Consider the following 20,694-nt stretch of genomic DNA (forward strand, 5'->3'; position numbering starts at 1 on the left):
TACAGGTTTATGAGACTTTCAGCGGGTGGTCGGCCTCAGGTTCGCTTCCTGCGTGAACGCGCTCTCGGGATTGTCTTGCGAAGTCGTCTCGACGGAAAGTGCCTCAAGGCGGTGACTTCCAGGACTTTCTGCACCATGCTGGGGGTATGAGGCTTCTGGGATATACGCGGGTGAGCACGGCGACGCAGGACGCGCAGCTGCAAGTCGATGCGCTGGTGGAGGGCGGGGTGCAGAAGCGGGACGTGTTCTCCGATGTGACCTCGGGTAGCCGGACCGCGATCGAGCGACCGGGGATGAAACGTCTGCTGGACTACGCCGAGGACGGCGACACGGTGGTGGTGTGGCGCATCGACCGGCTGGGCCGGTCCCTGCTCGACGTCCTGAATACGGTCACGCTGCTGCGCGGCCAGGGCGTGAAGATCAGATCGGTCTCGGACGGGATCGACCCGGAGACGACATCGGGCCGGATGATGCTGGGCATGCTCGCGACCCTGGCCGAGTATGAGCGCGAGCTGATCACCGAACGCGTCAATGCGGGGATCGCCGCGGCGAAGCAGAACGGCACCCGCTTCGGCCGACCCCCGGTCGACCCGGCCGTGATCGCGGAGAAGCTCGAAATCGCGAGCGATGCCCGCGCGAAGGGCCGCACCGCCGAGGACGCCGCCCGACTCGTCGGCTGGTCCCGGGCGACGCTCTATCGCCATCGGCAGGCGGCCCGTGCCCGCGAGGCCGTCGCCGAGCAGGTGTGAGGTGGACGGGCCGGCGCGGTGGCGCATCCTGCGGCTGCACGTCGAGGACGGTATCCCGCTGAGCGCCCTGGCCCGGGAGACCGGGATCAGCCTGCGCTCCCTGGAGCGCTGGCACGCCCGCTACCGTGCCGACGGGTACGCGGGCCTGGAGACAGGCCAGCGCTCGGACGCCGGCGCCCACCATCTGCCCGGGGAGCTCGTGCGGTTGATCGAGGGCCTGGCGCTCAGCAAGCCCCGGCCCGCGATCGCCACGATCCACCGCAAGGTCACCGACATCTGCGGTACCCGAGGGTGGCCGGTGCCTTCCTACGGGGTGGTCCGCTCGATCGCGGGTGCCCTCGATCCGGGCATGGTCACCCTAGCCCTGGAGGGCGCGGCGTCCTACCGGGACAAGCACGAACTGGTGCTGCGCCGGCACGCCGAGCAACCGAATGCGATGTGGCAAAGTGACCACACGCTGCTCGACATTCTCGTGGTGGGCACCGACGGCAAACCAGTCCGCCCCTGGCTGACGACGATCCTCGATGACTGCTCCCGCGCGATCTGCGGCTACACCGTCTTCCTGGGTGCGCCGTCCGCGATGAACACCGCCCTGGCGCTGCGGCAGGCTATCTGGCAGAAGAGCGACCCCGCGTGGCCGATGTGCGGGCTGCCGGACGTGCTCTATGTCGACCACGGCAGTGACTTCATCAGCCGCCACCTCGCCGGCACCGCTGTTGACCTGCACATCCGGCTGATCCACTCCACCGTCGCCCGTCCCCAGGGCCGGGGCAAGATCGAGCGGTTCTTCGGCACCGTCAACACCGAGCTTCTCGCTGACCTGCCCGGCCACATCACCGAGGGCCATCCCGCGCCGACGCCGAAGCTGTCCCTGGCCGAGCTCGACAGCGCGGTGGAGGGGTTCGTGGCCACCTACAACGACCGGACCCACAGCGAGCTCGGCGCCTCGCCGCGCACCGCGTGGATCGCCGAGGGCTGGCTGCCGCGCATGCCCGAGAGCCTGGAAGACCTCGACGGGCTGCTGCTCACGGTCGCCCAGTCCCGGGTGGTGCGCCGTGATGGCATCCGCTTCCAGGGGCTGCGCTACGTCTCCCCGACACTGGCCGGCTACGTCGGACGGCCGGTGGTGATCCGCTACGACCCGCGCGATATCACTGAGATCCGCGTGTTCGACCACGACGAGTTCCTGTGCAAGGCCGTCAACCAGGACCATCACGACGAGAAGATCAGTCTCAAGGAGATCCAGGCTGCCCGCAACGCGCGCCGTCGCGCCCTGCGCCAAGGCATCAATGAACGCATTGCCGTCGTAGCCGCGCACACCACTGAGACGCCATCGACAGCCGAGCCGCCAGCCCCAGCACCGAAGCGGAAGCTGAAAGTCTACAAGGAGGACTTGAGGTGAGCCAGCGCTTCATCGTGACCAAAGAGCACCGCCGCTTCACCGAGTTCGCCGACGCTGTCCGCCGCGGCCACACCATCGGTCTGTGCTTCGGACCGGCCGGGGTGGGCAAGACACTCTCCGCGCGCCGCTACGCCCACTGGGAGAAGGCCTATGACCTGCTGACCTATTGGGGTCCGCGCGCCGACAGCGACGCCAAGATCTACGCCGCCCTCGCTCGGAGTCGTACCGTGCTCTACACCCCCAGCGTGCTCACCACCCCACGGGTGCTGAAGGATGAACTCGACCAGGCGATCACCCGCACCAATATCTGCATCGAGCAGCATCTGGAGGCAGTCGGTCAGATCACCCCGCAGACGTGGGGCCGACGGCACGGCAGGAACCACGTGCAGCTGGTCATCGTCGATGAGTCCGAACGGCTCCGCCCCACCGCGCTGGAGCTGTTGCGCGATCGCTACGACCGCGACAACATCGCCTCGATCCTGATCGGCATGCCCGGCCTGGAGAAGCAGTTCAGCCACTACCCGCAGTTCTACAGTCGTGTCGGCTTCGCCCACCAATACCGGCCCCTGGGCACGGACGAGCTGCTGTTCGTCCTCCAGCGCCACTGGCGCTCCCTGGGCAAGACCCTCGACCCCGAGGACTTCACCGACGCGCAAGCCATCGCTTCCATCACCCGCATCACCCGCGGGAACTTCCGACTGCTGGAGCGGCTCTTCCCGCAGATCGAGCGCGTCCTGAAGATCAACGAGCTCGACACCATCACCAACGACGTCATCGAAGCCGCCGCCAGCACCCTCGTCATCGGCACCACCTGAACAAAGACCGCCACTGAGCATCGACAGAACACCGCCATTCAACAGCGAAAGTCACACCCTTAGCGATGAGCTCAGGCGTTGCCGTCAGTTGGGACATCCCCCAGCGGCATCAAAAACGACCGTTTTGCTCACCCTGCGCAAGTGAGGGCTTCGGCACAGCCGGCCGTTTAGCCGCCCCACTTCAGTCCGAGCTTTGCCCAGGCCACTTCGGAGTCTTTAGCTCCGAGCCAGGTGACGGCGTAGGGCACCTCGTCAGGCCAACGCGTCACGATCGAGCCTAGGCGTAAACCAAGAAACGATCGCTGCCTGCGCTCCGAAGGGTGAGCGACTGCCACGAAAATTCCGCTCTCGAGCTCTCTGAGGAGTGGCCAGTCCGGACCGTAGTCCTCTTCGGGGGGTTCAGTCGAGCCATCGGGCCATGCCATTAGAAAGAAGGGCCATGGGCGTCCGTTCCACATGGCCCCGACCTCGCAACCAAGGTAGGCACACACGCGGCCATCCCGAGACAACGTGGCAACCCGATGGTGGTACCGGTTGAGGTCTGGGGTGTTGGATGCCGGATCGCTTGTCACAGACCCATTGTGCCGAGCGCCGCTAGCCGTCACGTCCAATGGATGCGCGAGGTAGCTCAAACGAACGTTTTTGATACGACGCCGAGCCTTGGGGTAGAAACGATGGGCTGCCTCAGTGTCCTTCAGCCGCCGGCTCGACGAGTTCGACGAGCACGCCGCCGGCATCCTTGGGGTGGATGAAGTTGATGCGGCTGCCGCCGGTGCCGATCTTCGGCGCGTCGTAGAGCAACCGCATGCCGCGCTCGCGCAGCGTCGCGCTCACCGCGTCAAGGTCTGCGACGCGGTAGGCGAGTTGCTGCATGCCGGGGCCGGAGCGGTCGAGGAACTTCGCGATGCTCGACTCCGGCGACAGCGGCGCGAGCAGCTGGATGTGGCTGTGCGGGGCATCGGCCGGGCCGACGCTCATCATTGCCTCACGCACACCCTGCTCCTCGTTGGTCTCCTCGTGAGCGAGCGTCATGCCGTACGTGTCGCGATAGAAGGCGATCGCGTCGTCGAGGTCGACCACCGCGATGCCGACGTGGTCGATCGCCTCGAACAAATGCGTGAAAGAGCCGGTCATGACCCCACCATATGGTTTGCTGGAAACAGCGTCTTTGGTTAATGACGATTAACTCAATGTGGAGGAAGATATGACCGACACCACCGCCGTCATCGTCGGGGGTGCCCGTACCCCCATGGGTCGCCTGCTCGGCTCGCTCAAGGGTTTCTCGGGCTCCGATCTTGGCGGGATCGCCATCAAGGGGGCCCTCGAGAAGGCCGGCGTCACGGGCGATCAGGTCGACTACGTCATCATGGGTCAGGTGCTCACCGCCGGCGCCGGCCAGATCCCGGCCCGTCAGGCCGCGGTCAAGGGCGGCATCCCGATGAGCGTGCCCGCCCTGACAATCAACAAGGTCTGCCTCTCGGGTCTCGACGCGGTGGCGCTCGCCGCGCAGCTCATCCGCGCCGGTGAGTTCGACGTCGTCGTGGCCGGTGGTCAGGAGTCCATGACCCAGGCGCCGCACCTTCTCGAGAAGTCCCGTGAAGGCTTCAAGTACGGCGACGTGTCGATGCGCGACCACATGGCCTACGACGGTCTGTGGGACGCCTTCACCGACCAGGCCATGGGCAACCTCACGGAGCAGGCCAACTGCGGTGATGCGCAGTTCAGCCGCGAGGAGCAGGACGCCTTCTCCGCGGCGTCGCACCAGAAGGCTGCAGCTGCCTGGCAGAAGGGCTACTTCGACGACGAGGTCGTCTCCGTCGAGATCCCGCAGCGCAAGGGCGAGCCCGTGCAGTTCAAGAACGACGAGGGTGTGCGGGCCGACACGACGGCCGAGTCGCTCGGCAAGCTGCGCCCCGCCTTCAGCAAGGACGGCACGATCACGGCCGGTTCGGCTTCTCAGATCAGCGACGGTGCCGCGGCGCTCGTGGTCATGAGCAAGGCCAAGGCGGAAGAGCTGGGCCTGGAGATCCTCGCCGAGATCGGTGCGCACGGTGTGGTCGCCGGGCCCGACTCCACGCTGCAGAGCCAGCCCGCGCGTGCCATCGCGGCTGCCTGCGAGAAGGACGGTCTCGCGCCCACCGACCTCGACGTCGTCGAGATCAACGAGGCGTTCGCGGCCGTCGGCCTCGCGTCCACCAAGGAACTCGGCCTGGATCCGGAGAAGGTCAACCCGAACGGCGGCGCCATTGCCATGGGCCACCCGATCGGCATGTCCGGAGCCCGTCTCGTTCTCACGCTCGCGCATGAGCTCAAGCGACGTGGCGGCGGTGTCGGCGCCGCTGCGCTCTGCGGTGGCGGGGGACAGGGTGACGCGCTCGTCCTGCGCGTGGCCGCGGAAGGCTGATCAGCCGTGCCGCGCGAGATCGACGTGCCCCAGCTCGTCGCGCAGATGCGCGACGGCAGCAGGCGTGCGCTCGCGCGGCTGCTGACCTGCGTCGAGAACGGACACCCCAAGCTCGAGGAGATCGGAGCAGCCATCGCGCCGCACACGGGCGAGGCGCAGATCATCGGTCTCACGGGGCCGCCCGGGGTCGGTAAGTCGACGTCGACGAACGCGCTCGTCGAGGCCTACCGCAAGGACGGCAAGACGGTGGCCGTCCTTGCGGTCGACCCGAGTTCGCCGTTCTCCGGAGGAGCTCTGCTGGGCGACCGAATCCGGATGGTCGGCCACTCAGGTGATGAGGGCGTGTTCGTCCGCTCGATGGCGACGCGCGGCCACCTCGGTGGTCTCGCGGCCGCCGCTCCGGCGGCCCTGCGGGTGCTCGACGCAGCAGGCTTCGACATCGTGCTCGTGGAGACCGTGGGCGTCGGACAGTCGGAAGTGCATATCGCGGGCCTCGCGGACACGACGATCGTCCTGCTCGCGCCCGGTGCCGGAGATTCCATCCAGGCCGCGAAGGCCGGCGTCCTGGAGATCGGTGATCTCTTCGTCGTCAACAAGGCCGACCGGGACGGTGCGCCAGCGACGGTGCGCGATCTGCGGCACATGATCTCGCTCGGCATGTCGGGTGAACCCGGTGAGTGGCGCCCGGAGGTCGTCTCCACGGTGGCCGAGAAGGCGCAGGGAGTCGAGGACGTCGTCGCGGCCGTCGAGGCACACCGGGCGTGGATGCTCGAGCACGACGAGCTGAGCGTGCGCCGCCGACGTCGGGCCGCGGGCGAGATCGAAGAGCTGGCGGTGCGGCGACTGCGCGAGCGCTGGGAACGCCCCAACGCCGAGGTGAAGCTCGACGATCTCGCTGAGGCTGTCGCTCGAGGGGTTCTGGACCCCTACGCCGCGGCGCAGGCCGTCGCGGGTTGAGGGTGAGGGGCTCGATGCGCGTCCGAAACCGCGCGAGAGCCCATGGCGGCGAGGCGTCTCCAAAGCGAGTTCTGACGTGCGTCGCCTGCCGGTATCAGCTCTGATTCCGCGGAATACCGGGGTTGTCGGCGCCGGTGCCTAGACTTGGAGGATGAAGCCTCGTACGCCCGTCATCATGCTCATCGCGGCCGCTGAGCACGCCGAAGAGATGCGGGACGAATTCGCCCACCGCTACGCTGCCGAGTACGACCTGCAACTCGCCACGACGCTCAGCGAATCGATGACGATGGCGCAGGGCCTCAACGCGCGCGGCATCCCGGTCGCGATGTTCGCCGCGACGACGCAGGTGGGCGACGCGACGGGCCTCGTCACGCTGCAGTGCCTGCATGCCGTCATGCCGGCGGCCAAGCGGGTCATGGTGCGCCTGCGCAGCGAACCGTGGGCGGTGGAGGAGCAGCGCGTCGCGCAGATCAGCGGCCAGATCGAGGCCGCACTCCTGCTGCCGAGCGGCCCGCGCGACGAGGAGTTTCACACCGCCGTCACCGAGTTGCTCTCGGACTGGGGGTGGTCGGCGGGTGGCCCCGAGATCGAGCTCGTCAACATCGTGGCGCCCCCAGGCGACCCCAACGTCGGGGTGCTGCGCGACTTCCTCGACCGCCAGGGCATCCCGATGGGGGTCTGGCCGCCGGAGGCTCCGCACGCAGCCAAGACGCTCGAGATGGCGCGTTCGCAGGGCATCGAGATCGCCTATCCGCTCGTGCGCATCGCCGAGCGCGAGGTTCACGCCAACCCTGACGTCCGTGTGCTCGGGCGCGCCTTCGGCGCCACCGTCGACGAGTTGGGCGAGGGCCACGTCGTCGACCTTGCGATCGTCGGTGCGGGCCCGGCCGGCCTCGCTGCCGCGGTGTACGGCGCGAGCGAGGGGCTGAGCACAGCCGTCATCGAGGCCGATGCCGTGGGCGGCCAGGCCGGCACGAGCTCGATGATCCGCAACTACCTGGGCTTTCCCCGCGGCATCTCGGGCATGCGCCTCGCGCAGCGCGCGCGGTTCCAGGCCACCCGGTTCGGCGCGGGCATCTACTCGGCCACCGAGGTCACCGGTTTCACGCCCGGCTATCGCGGCGAACCGCACGTGCTCGAGACCGACGACGGGCCGGTCCGCGCGCGCGCCGTTCTCATCTCGACGGGCGTGGCCTACCGTCGCCTCGGCGTCGAGGAGGTCGAAGGCTTCGTCGGACGCGGCGTGTACTACGGCGCGGCGTCGTCGGCTGCCCGCGAGTGCGAGGGCGGGCACGTCCTCGTCGTCGGCGGCGGCAACTCGGCGGGCCAGGCCGCCATCCACCTCTCACGCTTCGCGCGCTCCGTAAGCATCGTCGTGCGTCGCGACGGGCTCGCGGAGACGATGTCTGACTACCTCATCCGCGAGATCGAGGCGAACCCGCGAATCGTCGTCAAGACGAATGCGGAGATCGTCGGGGCGAGCGGCACCGATCGGCTGCAGCACGTGACGATCCGCTTCAACGAGAAGGACCAGGAGCTGACGGTTCCTGCCTGCGGGCTGTTCCTCCTGCTCGGCGCGCACCCGTGCGTCGACTGGCTCGACGGCACCGTGGCGCGTGACGCCAAGGGTTTCGTGCTCACCGGTCGTGACGTGCCGCAGGAGTTCTGGCGTGACGGGCTGCCCCCGGAAGCGCTCGCGACGAGCGTGCCTGGCGTGTTCGCCGCAGGCGACATCCGCGCCGGGTCGATGAAGCGCGTCGCCGCGGCGTCGGGTGAGGGCGCGGGGGCCGTGACGCTCGTTCACCACTGGCTCGAGGCCGTCGTGACGGGGACCTGCGACCCGGACGCCTGCGCGAGCTGATCCTGCCGGGCCCAAGACGCGACGCTCGTCGCACGCCGCGCGGGGTGGCCGACGTGCGAACCTGACTGCATCGGTCCCATCACCTTCGAGGAGATCATGATGCTCGTCGCTTTCTCCGTCGCACCGTCGACGACGGACGACCCGGACGGTTCCGTCAGTGAGGCGGTGGCCGCAGCCATCCGCGTGGTGCGTGAGTCGGGCATCCCGAACCGCACCGACGCGATGTTCACGACCCTCGAGGGGGAGTGGGACGAGTGCTTGGACGTCGTGAAGCGGGCCTGCGAAGCCGTCGGAGCCGTTTCGCCCCGGGTCTCACTCGTGCTCAAGGCTGACATCCGGCCCGGTTTCACCGGCCAACTCGACGCCAAGGTCGCGCGCGTCGAGGAGCGACTCACGGGCGAGTGACACCTCGTCGCGCGTGGTGTGCGCCAAGCTCCCGGGCGTCAGTGGCCCGCCTTCGCGAGAACCACCGTGAGGATGGCGGCCTGATGCCGCAACCGCGCGACCGACTCCGGCTGACCGTAGCCGAGAAGACTTGCGGCCCGGGAGAGTTCGTCGATCTCGTGCTGGACGATGTCGAGCACATCGCGTGAGGTGAGTCACACCGTTCGGCCTCTGTCGAGCCGACGCCGATGTCGGGCAACTCGCCCGATCGGACTCCGCGCTTCGTGAGCGGTACGGCCTCGGCATTGTCGATCGCTGCCAGCGTAGAACCCGGAACGTTCGTGGTATCGCAGTCGCGCATTCGCATGGCTGACGTCAGCCTTTCGCGCAATGTCGTGCGCAGATCACTCGTCATGTCGCCAGGCAACGCCCCTCGCGTGAGTGGATGCAAGCTCTTTCGTCAGGGGTTGAGACGTTAGCGTTCTGCCATGAACGACTACTGCGCCGTCGCTGATCGCTACGCCATCCGCCGTCTTACGGCTGACGACGCCGCGGACATCGCGGCCGTGCACATCCGCGTCTGGCGCGAGACCTACCCGGGACTCATGGCACAGGCGGCTCTCGATGCCCTCGACGTCGAGCGCTCCACCGTGAAGTGGCGCCAGATCCTCGGTGGTGACGACTCACCCCGAGTCGTCGGGGCGATCGAACGCGCCACGGGTGCCCTGGCTGGATGGATCACCGTCGGGCAGGCGCGCGACGAGGACGCTCCCGCGCCCACGGAGCTCTGGGTGCTCAACCTCGCCCGCGAGCACCAGGGGACGGGCGTCGCCCAGGAACTCATGAGGCTCGAGCTGGCGGATCGGCCCGCTTACCTGTGGGTGGTCGAGGGCAATGAGCGCGCCATTGCGTTCTACCGCCGCCACGGTTTCGATATCGACGGCGTCAGGAGGGAACAGGACGACGAGGGCAACCGCGATCTGCGGATGACGCGCCCAACTACCGTGAAGTAGGTCACACTCGTGGCGTACCGTGGTCGCCATGAACGCCTACATCGATGCCGACACATCCCACGGCAGCGGCGCGGACGGCGGTGCCACCACCCCGAGCACCGGACGCAGCGCCTGGCAGAAGCGTTATGACGACGCCGTCGCGAAGGGTCTCGTGCGCGACGCCGACTTCACGACCCTCTCGGGCGAGGAGGTCGACCCCGTCTACGGCCCCACCGACGGTGAGGTCGACCCACGGATCGGGTGGCCGGGTGAGTACCCGTACACGCGTGGTCTGCACTCGACCGGGTACCGCGGGCGCCCCTGGACGATCCGTCAGTTCGCCGGCTTCGGCAACGCGAAGCAGACCAACGAGCGCTACCGGATGATCCTCGGCCGCGGCGGTGGCGGTCTCTCCGTCGCATTCGACATGCCGACGCTCATGGGACGCGACTCCGACGAGGAACTCTCCCTCGGCGAGGTCGGCCACTGCGGTGTCGCCATCGACTCCGTCGCCGACATGGAGATCCTCTTCGACTCCATTCCGCTCGGCGACGTCACGACGTCGATGACCATCTCCGGCCCTGCGGCTCCGATGTTCTGCATGTACGTCGTCGCGGCGGAGCGTCAGGGTGTCGACATCGGCACGTTGAACGGAACGTTGCAGACGGACATCTTCAAGGAGTACATCGCGCAGAAGGAGTGGCTCTTCGCTCCGGAGCCGCATCTGCGCCTCATCGGCGACCTCATGGAGTACACCACCGCGAACATGCCGGCCTACAAGCCGCTCTCGGTCTCGGGTTACCACATCCGCGAGGCGGGAGCGACGGCCGCGCAGGAACTGGCCTACACGCTGGCCGACGGGTTCGGCTACGTCGAGCTCGGTCTCTCGCGTGGTCTCGACGTCAACACGTTCGCGCCCGGCCTGTCGTTCTTCTTCGATGCCCACGTCGACTTCTTCGAGGAGATCGCGAAGTTCCGTGCGGCCCGCCGTATCTGGGCGCGTTGGATGAAGGAGGAGTACGGCGCCACGTCCGAGAAGGCGATGTGGATGCGGTTCCACACGCAGACGGCGGGTGTCTCCCTCACGGCGCAGCAGCCGATCAACAACGTCGTCCGCACCGCGGTGGAGGCGCTTTCCGCCGTGCTCGGCGGAACGAACTCGCTCCACACGAATGCCCTCGACGAGACGCTGGCGCTGCCGACGGACGAGTCGGCCGAGATCGCGCTGCGTACGCAACAGGTGCTCATGGAGGAGACCGGCGTCACGAACGTCGCCGACCCGCTCGGCGGCTCGTGGTACGTCGAGGCACTCACCGACAAGATCGAGGCCGAGGCCGAGAAGATCTTCGCTCAGATCCGTGACCTCGGGGAGGCAGGTGCACCGCGTGACGAGGACGGCGCGGTTCGCCACGAGGTGGGGCCGATGACAAGTGGTCTGCTGCGCGGTATCGAGGAGGCGTGGTTCACCGGCAACATCGCCGATTCGTCCTTCCGCTACCAGCAGGCGCTGGAGAAGGGCGACAAGCGCATCGTCGGCGTCAACGCTCACATGGAGACGAACGCCAAGCCGCTGGAGATCCTGCGCATCAGCCACGAGGTCGAGCGCGACCAGGTCGCGTCACTCAAGGAGCGCAAGGCCGGACGCGACGGCGCCGTCGTGCAGGAGAAGCTCGACGCCCTCGTGGCGGCGGCGAAGACCGACGCCAACCTCATCGAGCCGATGCTCGAGGCGGCCCGCGCCGAGGCGACCCTCGGCGAGATCTGTGGGGCTCTCAAGGAGCTGTGGGGCGAGTACCGAGAGCCTGCCGCGTTCTAGTCGAGCCGCCCACGGTGGCACTGTGGCACACCGAACGGACCTCCGTCGCTGGTGCGCCCGAGGTAGGTACGAACCACGTGTTCCTGCAAGAATGCCGGTATGACGAATCAGCCGCTGAACGCCGCGTCACTGCGCGGTGCCGTCGACCTTTCCTCCCTGAAGAAGCCGGTGGGCGCTCCTGCGGGTGCCGCTCGGACGAGCGACACCTCCGGCGCTACGTCGGCGCCTCTGCCGGGCGCCGCTGAGGCGCCTGCGGCGTCGCCTGATGCGCAGGCTGCCGACACGTTCCGTCACGACGGGCTGGTCGTCGACGTCACGACGGACAACTTCCAGGCCCTCGCTCAACAGTCGGTTGCGCACCCCGTCATCGTGGCGATCTGGGCGCGCTCGCAGCCTGCGTCGCAGCAGCCGATCGACGTTCTTGCCCGCGCCGTCCGCAAGCAGGAGGGACGCGTTCTCCTCGGTGTGGCGGATCTCGACGACAGCCCCGAGATCGGGCAGGTCTTCGCGCAGCTGTCACAGCAGGCTGCGCAGCAGGGACAGCCCGGTCAGATCCTCGCGGCGGCCTTCGTGCAGGGCCAGCCGATCCCGATTCCGCCCGTCGTCGAGGACGCCATGGCTGACGAGATTCTCGGCCAGATCGTCCAGATCGCCGTGCAGAACGGCGTGACGGGGCGTGTGCAGGGGTACGACCCGAACGCTGCGCCTACAAGCGACACTGACGAAGGCGCGGACGAAGCCGAGCCGGAACTGCCGCCGCTTCACCAGTTGGCGTACGACGCTATTGAGAAGGGCGACTACGAGGGGGCGCTCGCAGCCTTCGACCAGGCCCTCGAACAGAATCCGAAGGACGAGGAAGCTCGCCTGGCCCGCGGTCAGGTCAAGCTCATGCAGCGCACCCAGGGTGCCGATCTCAACGCTGCGCGCGAGGCTGCGGCGTCGAATCCGGCCGACATCGAAGCGCAGATGACCGTCGCGGACCTCGACCTGCTCGGCGGGCACGTCGAGGACGCTTTCGCGCGCCTCATCGATGTCGTCAAAGCCACGCGTGACGACGAGCGCACCACGGTGCGCGAGCACCTCATCGAGCTTTTCGACGTCGTCGGGTCGACCGACCCACGCGTCAACAAGGCCCGCACCGCGCTGATGTCTGCGCTGTACTGACGACAGCGGGATTGCGCTTGCATGGAGGGAAACAGTGGCACTATTCGTAGACCGGTCCTGTACTGCACAAATGGTGGGGGTCTGGTGAGGGAGATCACCACACACCCACCATTCGTGCGGTCATGCCAGGTGCGACGTATGAATCCGCGAGAGTCAGCTTCCGAGCGCTGCTGACACCACGTCGCGGGCTTCGGCCTGCACCTGGGCGAGGTGCTCCTCGCCCTTGAACGATTCGGCGTAGATCTTGTACACGTCCTCGGTGCCCGAGGGGCGCGCCGCGAACCAGGCGCTGTCGGTGACGACCTTGAGGCCCCCGATCTTCGCACCGTTGCCCGGCGCCTCCGTCAGCTTCGCCGTGATCGACTCGCCGGCGAGCGTGTCCGCGGCGACGGCGTCGGGCGTCAGTGCGCCGAGCTTTGCCTTTTCCTCACGCGATGCGGGTGCGTCCACGCGGGCGTAGGCGGGGGCGCCGTGCTTCGCTGTCAGTTCGCCGTAGAGCTCCGACGGGGATTTGCCCGTTGTCGCCTTGATCTCCGACGCGAGCAGGGCGAGCAGGATGCCGTCCTTGTCCGTGGTCCACACGGAGCCGTCGACGCGGACGAACGACGCCCCGGCCGACTCCTCACCGCCGAAGGGGCCCGAGCCGTCGAGCAGGCCGGGCACGAACCACTTGAAGCCGACGGGCACCTCGACGAGCTTGCGGCCGAGGTCGTCGGCCACACGGTCGATCATCGAGCTGCTCACGAGCGTCTTGCCGATGAATCCTTCGCCCCACTGCGGGCGCGCGCCGCCGTAGAGGTACTGGATCGCGACGGCGAGGTAGTGGTTCGGGTTCATCAGGCCGGCGTCGGGCGTGACGATGCCGTGGCGGTCGGAGTCGGCATCGTTGCCGGTTGCGATGTCGTACTTCTCGCGCTGGGCGATGAGGGAGGCCATGGCGTTGGGGGAGGAGCAGTCCATGCGGATCTTCTCGTCCCAGTCGAGCGTCATGAAGCGCCACGTCGGGTCCACGAGAGGATTGACGACCGTGAGATCGAGCCCGTGCCGTTCGGCGATCTCGCCCCAGTAGGCGACGGCAGCGCCGCCGAGCGGGTCGGCGCCGATCCTCACGCCGGCGTGCTTGATCGCCGCCAGATCGACGACGTTGGGCAGGTCGTCGACGTACGTACCGAGGAAGTCGTACTTCTGCGCCTTCTCTGACGCCTTCGAGAAGGCCACCCGCTTGACACCGGAGAGCCCACCACGGATGTACTCGTTGGCGCGTGCCGCGATGACCTTCGTGGCATCCGAGTCGGCCGGCCCACCGTGCGGCGGGTTGTACTTGAAGCCACCGTCGGCCGGCGGGTTGTGTGACGGCGTGACGACGATGCCGTCGGCCAGGCCGGATCCGTTCGTCAGATCCTTGCCCTTGTTCGCGCGCAGGATGGCGTGGCTGACGGCGGGCGTCGGCGTGTAGCCGTCACGGTGGTCGACGAGCACCGTGACGTCGTTCGCGACGAGCACCTCGAGTGCACTCGCCCACGCAGGCTCGGACAGCGCGTGGGTGTCGCGGCCGAGGAACAACGGGCCGTCGAAGCCCTGCGAGCGGCGGTAGTCGACGATCGCCTGCGTCGTCGCGAGGATGTGCGCCTCGTTGAACGCGGTCTTGAGGCTCGAACCGCGGTGCCCCGACGTGCCGAACGCCACCTGCTGGTCGACGTTCTCAGGGTCGGGCGTCAGCGTGTAGTACGCCGTGACGAGGTGGGGGACGTCGATCAGGTCACGAGGTTCGGCCAACTGGCCCGCGCGGTTGCTCATGCCTTCATCCTGCCCTCTTTGAGCGGCGACGTAAACGCCCGAACCGATGCCCCGAGCGAGGCGGGGCGGACGCGATGAGGCCGGCCGCACCCCTGGCGGGTACGGCCGGCCTCATGCGCTCGATCGAGCGGGTCGTCAGTCGCGCTGACGCGTCTGGCCGGCGGCGTCGCGAGCCTCGTCGTCGGGGCCCCAGCGGCCACCCTCGACGTCCTCGTCGAGGCCGCCACCGGGCGTGCCGGTGATGTCCTTGAGGTGCTCGACGGGCTCGTCACCCGTCTCGTCCTCGCCGGCCGGCGTGAAGGCACGCTCGTGCGCCTTCGACTCGGTCTGCTCGACGTCGAAACCACCCTCGTCCGCGTGGTCGACGGGGTGCGTCGCCGGGACGCCGGTACGCGAACGCGCCTGCTGGTCGTCGGCCGCTCCCTGAGCGTCCTCGGCCTGCGCGCCGCCACGCGAACCGTCGAGCGGCTGATCGAGTGCGCCCGGGTTGCCTGCGGCGTCCTCGAGCGGCGCGCCCGCGATGAGGGCCTCGGACGGCTGCCTGTCGGACGAACTCGTCGCTGCGTTCTGGTCACTCATCGTGTTCTCCTGTCGTGCCGTTGCGGTGGACGATGAATCGGCGCCACCGGCCTGCTCGGTAGCGGTGTGCGCAGGCACCTGGGTCATGTCGGGGCGCGTCGCTGGCTCGAACCACACGACACCGAGCGGCGGCATGGTGATCTCGGCCGAGTACGGCTGACCGTCCCACGGAATTTCCTCCGCGACGACGGAACCGAGGTTTCCGACTCCGGAACCACCGTACGCCTGGGCATCGGTGTTGAGGATCTCGTTCCAGGTGCCCGCGTGTGGCAGACCGACGCGCACGTTCTCGTGCGGCGATCCGGCAAAGTTGGCCGCCACAGCGACGACGGGGCGGTAGCCGTCGGACTCCGCCTCGGCGAAGCGGAGCCACGTGTAGGCGTTGCGGTCGGCGTCGTCGGCGTTGATCCAGCGGAAACCTTCACCCGAGTGGTCGAGAGCCCACAGGGCCGGGCGCTCGCGGTAGGCGCGGTTGAGGTCCTTCATCATCGCGTGCACGCCGTAGTGCGCGGGCTGGTCGAGCAGCCACCAATCGAGGCTGCGACCGTCGGCCCACTCGGCCTCCTGCGCGAACTCCGAACCCATGAAGAGCAGCTGCTTGCCGGGGTGGGCCCACATGTACGCGAGGTAGGCGCGCACGTTGGCGAGCTGCTGCCAGCGATCACCGGGCATCTTGCGCAGCAGGCTGCCCTTGCCGTGCACGACCTCGTCGTGGCTGACGGGAAGGACGAACTGCTCGCTGAACGCGTAGACGAGCGCGAACGTCAGGTCGTGGTGATGATGCTGACGGTAGATCGGCTCACGCGCGACGTAGTCGAGCGAGTCGTGCATCCAGCCCATGTTCCACTTGAGCCCGAAGCCCAGGCCGCCGGTGTCCGTCGAGCGGGTGATGCCCGGCCACGACGTCGACTCCTCGGCGATGATGACGGCTCCCGGCGTGCGCTTGTACGCCGTCGCGTTCGTCTCCTGCAGCAGCTGCACGGCTTCGAGGTTCTCCTGGCCGCCGAACTTGTTCGGCACCCATTCGCCGTCCTTGCGGGCGTAGTTGAGGTACAGCATCGAGGCGACACCGTCGACGCGCAGACCGTCGGCGTGGAACTCCTCGAGCCAGTACAGCGCGTTGGCGACGAGGAAGTTGCGCACCTGCGGGCGGCCGTAGTCGAAGATGTTCGAACCCCACTCGGGGTGCCAGCCCTTGCGCGGGTCCGGGTGCTCGTAGAGCGCCTGGCCGTCGAAACGGGCGAGGGCCCACTCGTCGGTGGCGAAGTGACCTGGCACCCAGTCGAGGATGACCCCGATGCCCTCCTGGTGGAGGCGGTCGACGAGGAACTTGAAGTCGTCCGGGTCGCCGAAGCGACTGTTGGGCGCGTAGTAGCTCGTGACGTGGTAGCCCCAGCTCGGCGGGTAGGGGTGCTCCATGACGGGCATGAACTCCACGTGCGTGAAGCCAAGGTCCTTGACGTAGTTGACCAGGTGTTCGGCGAGGTCACGGTAGCTCTGCCCCTGACGCCAGGAGCCGAGGTGGACCTCGTAGGTCGACATCGGGCCGTGGTGGGGGTCGGTCTCCGCGCGCTTCGTCATCCAGGCCGAGTCGTTCCACTCGTAGTGCGAACTCGTCACCTTCGAGGCGGTGGCGGGCGCCGTCTCGGCGAGGCGGGCCATCGGGTCGGCCTTGGCGCGACGGACGCCGTCGCTGCACAGGATCTCGAACTTGTAGGCGGTGCCCTCGTGCACGTCGGGCACGAAGAGCTCCCACACACCGGAATCGGAGAGCGTGCGCATGCCGTGGCCGACACCGTCCCAGTGGTTGAAGTCGCCGACGACGCGCACGGCCTTGGCGTTGGGCGCCCAGACCGCGAACGACGTGCCGGTGACGTCACCCATGACGCTCGGGTAGGTGCGCACGTGCGCACCGAGCACGTTCCACAACTCCTCGTGACGACCCTCACCGATGAGGTGGAGGTCGATCTCGCCGAGCGTCGGCATGAAGCGGTACGGGTCGTCCCCGCGCTGCTCCGCGCCGTCCTCGTAGGTTGTGAGGATGCGGTAGTCCGGCATGTGCTCGCCCGCGGTGGCGCCCACCCAGATGCCCTCGTGCTCGTGTGTGAGCTCGACGCGCTGATCGCCCATCTCGACGGCGACCGTGCGTGCCATCGGACGCACGACACGGAACGTGATGACGCCGTCGGCGACGTGAGCACCGAGGACGCGGTGCGGGTCGCGGTGTTCACCGGCGAGGACGGCGTTCAACTCGTTCGTGTCGACCGATGCGGGACGCACCTCGCCGCCGGAGCGTGCGGTGTCCATCCCGAGAGCCGAACCGGCCTGAGTCGCCAGCTCCTTGGTTGCACCGACGACGCTGCTCACGACCCCGGTTCCTGCGGCGTCGGGCTTGCTGCCCGGCTCGGCGACGGTGGCGTCATCGGTTGCGGGGACGCCGCGCGTCGTGACGGGCGGGGGAGTGTTCTCGGAGTTCATGGTGCTCCTTTCGTCGGTGCCCGCAGCCGCGTTGCCGATGTGGGCGAGCGGCGTGACGGGGTGCGCGCTCATGGCGTGCACTTCGGAGGCCTGCGGTGCGGCCTCGAGGATCCGGACGACGGCGTTCGCGGGGATGCTGAGCCAATCCGGACGGTTGCGGGCTTCGTAGGAGATCTCGTAGAGCGCCTTGTCGAGCACGAACAGATCGAGCAGGTCGCGGGGGACGGAGGCGCCGGCCTCACGCTCGTAGCCTTCGAGGAACGCCGCCTGCGTCGCGTCGACCCAGGCGCGGCGGTCGCCGTCGGCGCCCGGCTGCTCGTTCTCGATCGTGCCTCCGGCGTAGTCGAAGGAACGCAGCATGCCCGCGACGTCGCGCACGGTGACGTCGGGGTTCGTTCGTTCGTCGAGCGGACGCAGCGGCTCGCCCTCGAAGTCGAGCAGCACCCACCCGCGCTCGGGTACGTCGAGCACCTGACCGAGGTGGTAGTCGCCGTGGATGCGCTGGAACGCCGGCCACGTCGCGCCGCGGCTCGCCTCGATGCGGGCGGAGACGGCCGTCGTGTGCTGCGCCAGGTGCTCGGCCTCGTGGAAGGCAGCGGCCGCGCGCTCGTGCATCTCGTCGACGAGGTCGCTGATGCGGTTCGCGTCGGGCTCGGCCGTCGGCAGAACCTCGGCGAGGGTGCGGTGGACCTCAGCCGTCGTGCGGCCCAGGGCGCGGGCTCCCTCGGTGAAGTCACGGTTGTCACGAGCGGCTTCGAGGGCCTCGCGCCATGCGTCACGCACGTTCGGCAGGAACTCCTGCGCGAACGCGAGGTCGGCCGTCACGCGCTCGCGGCTGTGGCGACCCTCGCTGTACGAGCCGGCCAGCGACGCGTAGAGGGCCGGCACGTGCTGGTTGCCCGCCGCGGTGAGGGCGTTCGTGATCTCGATGTCGGGGTTGGAGCCGACGTGGAGCACGCGGAAGAGCTTGGCGATGAGCTGCGAGCCGTCGTCGAGCGTGTAGATGATCGACGTGTTCGACTGCTCGCCGCTGAGCACCTTCGCGCTGCGCATGCGGGGCAGCCCTGCCCCGCGGGGGCTGGGGCGGCCCTTGACGGTCATCTCGACGACGCCGTCGCTGCGCTCCTCCTCCGTGCCGGCGTTGACCATGACGTCGAGCAGAGCCGCCGCGAACACCGGGTCGTGCGGGCCGTCGTAGAAGTACCGCGTGCCGAGGACGGAGTGCTCGGACGTGCCGATGAGGGCGTGCTCCAACTCCGGTACCCGCTCGCCGCGGTAGGTGACGGGGATCTGGTAGGTCGTGTTCTCGCCGGACGTGACGTCCCGCAGGAACATGATCTCGACGCCGACCTGACCGCTCGGGTCGGCCAGCCGGAAGGCGCTCGTCCGGTGGAACTGCGGCGTGCCCCCCTTGCCCTGGAACCAGCGCTGCTTCGCCGCCCATGGGCCGACGAGGTCGATCTTGCCGGGCTCCATCGAAGCGTTCGAGTGGATCTCGGCCACCATCAGCCGTCCTCCTTGAGCACGTCGAGCAGTTCGGAGGCGTCGGCCTCGGCGCTGCCCTTGGCGGCGGGCAGCTCGGCGTCCGCGCTCACGTCGGACTCGATGGCGAGCCAGTAGAAGCCGCGCGAACCGAGCATGACCTCGAGGGTGCCGTCCTCGCGGACCGCGCCGAAGCCCTGACCGCCGAAAATGTCGGTGAGCTCGGCGCCGGCGAACTTCTCACCGACCGTGATGCGAGCACCCTGCGGGCGCGACGACAGGTTGTTGACGCACAGCAGGTGCTTGGCCGAGTCCTCGGACTTCGCGTCGTCGTCCGACATCGAGCGGGTGTAGGCGAGCACGGCCTCGTTGTCGGCCGGCGTGACGACGAAGTCGCCCATGCCGAACGCCGCGTGGCGCGAGCGTACGGCGAGCATGCCGCGCGTCCAGTGCAGCAGCGAGGAGTTGCTGGCCATCTGCGCCTCGACGTTCACCGTGGAGTAGTTGTGCACGAGGTTCTGGATGACGGGCAGGTACAGCTTTCCCGGGTCGGCCGTCGAGAAACCCGCGTTGCGGTCCGGCGTCCACTGCATCGGCGTGCGGACGGCATCACGGTCGTCGAGCCAGATGTTGTCGCCCATGCCGATCTCGTCGCCGTAGTACAGGCACGGCGAGCCCGGCAGCGACAGCAGGAGCGCGTTGATGAGTTCGATCTCGGCGCGGCTGTTGTCGAGCAGGGGAGCGAGACGGCGGCGGATACCGACGTTCGCGCGCATGCGCGGGTCCGGTGCGTACCAGCCGTACATGGCGGCGCGCTCCTCGTTCGTCACCATCTCGAGGGTCAACTCGTCGTGGTTGCGCAGGAAGGTGCCCCACTGCGTGCCCTTGGGGATCGGCGGGGTGTCGGCGAGCACGTCGATGATCGGCGCGGCCTTCTCCTCGCGCAGCGAGTAGTACAGGCGCGGCATGACGGGGAAGTGGAAGCACATGTGGCACTCCGGATCTTCCTCGGTGCCGAAGTAGTCGACGACCTCGTGCGGCATCTGGTTGGCCTCGGCGAGCAGAACGCGTCCGGGGTACTCCTCGTCGACCATCCGACGAAGGCGCGCGAGGAACTCGTGCGTCTTCGGGTGGTTCTCGCCGTTATGGCCCTCTTCCTCGAAGAGGTACGGCACGGCGTCGAGACGGAAACCGTCGATGCCCATGTCCATCCAGTAGCGGACGATGTCGAACATCTCCTCCTGAACGGCCGGGTTCTCGAAGTTGAGGTCCGGCTGGTGGGAGAAGAAGCGGTGCCAGAAGAACTGGCGGCGCACGGAGTCGAAGGTCCAGTTGGACTCTTCGGTGTCGACGAAGATGATGCGCGCCTCGGAGTACTTCTCGTCCGTGTCCGACCACACGTAGTAGTCGCCGTACGGACCTTCCGGATCCTCGCGGCTCGCCTGGAACCACGCGTGCTGGTCGCTCGTGTGGTTCATGACGAAGTCGGTGATGATGCGGATGCCGCGAGCGTGGGCCTGCGCCACGAGCTCCTGGAACTCGGGCAGCGTGCCGAACTCGGGCAGCACCTGCTTGTAGTCACTGATGTCGTAGCCGCCGTCGCGCAGCGGCGAGGCGTAGAACGGGGGCAGCCACAGGCAGTCGACGCCCAGCCACTGCAGGTAGTCGAGCTTGCCCATGAGGCCGGAGAAGTCGCCAGAACCGTTGCCGGTGGAGTCGCTGAAACCGCGCACGAGCGCTTCGTAGAAGACGGCCTTACGGAACCACTGGGGGTCGTGCTTGAGCCCGGGCTGGTGGAGTCCAAGTCCCTGCAT

At 68.1% G+C, this 20,694-nt stretch carries 15 protein-coding genes; 10 read left to right on the forward strand and 5 right to left on the reverse strand.

The genetic code is table 11. The features are described 5' to 3' along the window. Positions 1 to 146: 146 nt before the first annotated feature. Genes AA983_RS05530 through AA983_RS05540 form a run of 3 tightly spaced genes read left to right on the forward strand, consistent with a single transcriptional unit; the run spans position 147 to position 2,966 of the window. Positions 147 to 749 (forward strand): recombinase family protein, encoded by a 603-nt coding sequence (locus AA983_RS05530; RefSeq protein ID WP_047311302.1) that lies wholly within the window; start codon positions 147 to 149, stop codon positions 747 to 749. A gap of 1 nt (position 750) precedes the next feature. Beyond that, a complete protein-coding gene (locus AA983_RS05535) occupies positions 751 to 2,151 on the forward strand; it encodes a Mu transposase C-terminal domain-containing protein (RefSeq protein ID WP_156170228.1) in 1,401 nt (466 codons plus the stop codon). Then, positions 2,148 to 2,966 carry an AAA family ATPase gene (locus AA983_RS05540; protein WP_047311303.1) on the forward strand — a complete coding sequence of 273 codons (819 nt, stop codon included), beginning with the start codon at positions 2,148 to 2,150 and terminating at the stop codon, positions 2,964 to 2,966. Before AA983_RS05535 ends, AA983_RS05540 begins: the two co-directional genes overlap by 4 nt. A 684-nt stretch (positions 2,967 to 3,650) precedes the next feature. Here the strand turns inward: AA983_RS05540 and mce are convergent. Further along, a complete protein-coding gene (gene mce / locus AA983_RS05545; protein ID WP_047311304.1) occupies positions 3,651 to 4,100 on the reverse strand; it encodes a methylmalonyl-CoA epimerase in 450 nt (149 codons plus the stop codon). Positions 4,101 to 4,170: 70 nt separating this feature from the next. Between mce and AA983_RS05550 the strand changes: the two genes are divergently transcribed. From AA983_RS05550 to AA983_RS05565, 4 genes are all read left to right on the forward strand, one after another. Further along, positions 4,171 to 5,370, forward strand: coding sequence for an acetyl-CoA C-acetyltransferase (locus tag AA983_RS05550; protein ID WP_047311305.1), 1,200 nt, complete (start codon positions 4,171 to 4,173; stop codon positions 5,368 to 5,370). A gap of 6 nt (positions 5,371 to 5,376) precedes the next feature. Then, on the forward strand, positions 5,377 to 6,327 hold the full coding sequence (gene meaB / locus AA983_RS05555) for a methylmalonyl Co-A mutase-associated GTPase MeaB (protein WP_231579544.1): 951 nt from the start codon (positions 5,377 to 5,379) through the stop codon (positions 6,325 to 6,327). A 151-nt stretch (positions 6,328 to 6,478) separates the two neighbouring features. Beyond that, positions 6,479 to 8,188, forward strand: a complete 1,710-nt coding sequence (locus AA983_RS05560; protein WP_047311306.1) for an FAD-dependent oxidoreductase — start codon at positions 6,479 to 6,481, stop codon at positions 8,186 to 8,188. 99 nt (positions 8,189 to 8,287) lie between these two features. Continuing rightward, complete coding sequence (locus AA983_RS05565; protein WP_047311642.1) at positions 8,288 to 8,593, forward strand: thiamine-binding protein; 306 nt, start codon at positions 8,288 to 8,290, stop codon at positions 8,591 to 8,593. Between the two features lie 38 nt (positions 8,594 to 8,631). Here AA983_RS05565 and AA983_RS15460 read toward each other — a convergent pair whose 3' ends face one another. Further along, the gene (locus AA983_RS15460; RefSeq protein WP_156170231.1) at positions 8,632 to 8,772 is read right to left on the reverse strand and encodes a hypothetical protein; all 141 of its coding nucleotides are present in this window, start codon (positions 8,770 to 8,772) and stop codon (positions 8,632 to 8,634) included. A gap of 288 nt (positions 8,773 to 9,060) precedes the next feature. On the opposite strand from AA983_RS15460, the gene AA983_RS05570 reads away from it, so the two are divergent. The 3 genes from AA983_RS05570 (at position 9,061) to AA983_RS05580 (ending at position 12,544) form a co-directional block, all read left to right on the forward strand. Then, positions 9,061 to 9,585, forward strand: coding sequence for an N-acetyltransferase (locus tag AA983_RS05570; RefSeq protein ID WP_047311307.1), 525 nt, complete (start codon positions 9,061 to 9,063; stop codon positions 9,583 to 9,585). Between the two features lie 28 nt (positions 9,586 to 9,613). Beyond that, positions 9,614 to 11,380 (forward strand): methylmalonyl-CoA mutase, encoded by a 1,767-nt coding sequence (locus tag AA983_RS05575; RefSeq protein WP_082128744.1) that lies wholly within the window; start codon positions 9,614 to 9,616, stop codon positions 11,378 to 11,380. 99 nt (positions 11,381 to 11,479) lie between these two features. After that, the gene (locus AA983_RS05580; RefSeq protein ID WP_047311308.1) at positions 11,480 to 12,544 is read left to right on the forward strand and encodes a co-chaperone YbbN; all 1,065 of its coding nucleotides are present in this window, start codon (positions 11,480 to 11,482) and stop codon (positions 12,542 to 12,544) included. Positions 12,545 to 12,697: 153 nt separating this feature from the next. Here the strand turns inward: AA983_RS05580 and pgm are convergent, their stop codons facing one another. The 3 genes from pgm to treS all read right to left on the reverse strand — a co-directional run bounded on the left by pgm (position 12,698) and on the right by treS (position 20,694). Then, positions 12,698 to 14,341 carry a phosphoglucomutase (alpha-D-glucose-1,6-bisphosphate-dependent) gene (gene pgm / locus AA983_RS05585; RefSeq protein ID WP_047311309.1) on the reverse strand — a complete coding sequence of 548 codons (1,644 nt, stop codon included), beginning with the start codon at positions 14,339 to 14,341 and terminating at the stop codon, positions 12,698 to 12,700. A gap of 135 nt (positions 14,342 to 14,476) precedes the next feature. Next, positions 14,477 to 18,904: a 1,4-alpha-glucan branching protein GlgB gene (glgB, locus tag AA983_RS05590; protein ID WP_047311310.1), complete on the reverse strand. Its 4,428-nt coding sequence runs from the start codon at positions 18,902 to 18,904 to the stop codon at positions 14,477 to 14,479. Next, entirely contained in the window at positions 18,904 to 20,694 is a 1,791-nt protein-coding gene (treS, locus tag AA983_RS05595) for a maltose alpha-D-glucosyltransferase (protein ID WP_047311311.1), read from the reverse strand. The genes glgB and treS overlap by 1 nt, the downstream gene beginning before the upstream one ends.

This window comes from Dermacoccus sp. PE3 (assembly GCF_001021715.1).
Taxonomy (GTDB): Bacteria; Actinomycetota; Actinomycetes; order Actinomycetales; family Dermatophilaceae; genus Dermacoccus; species Dermacoccus abyssi.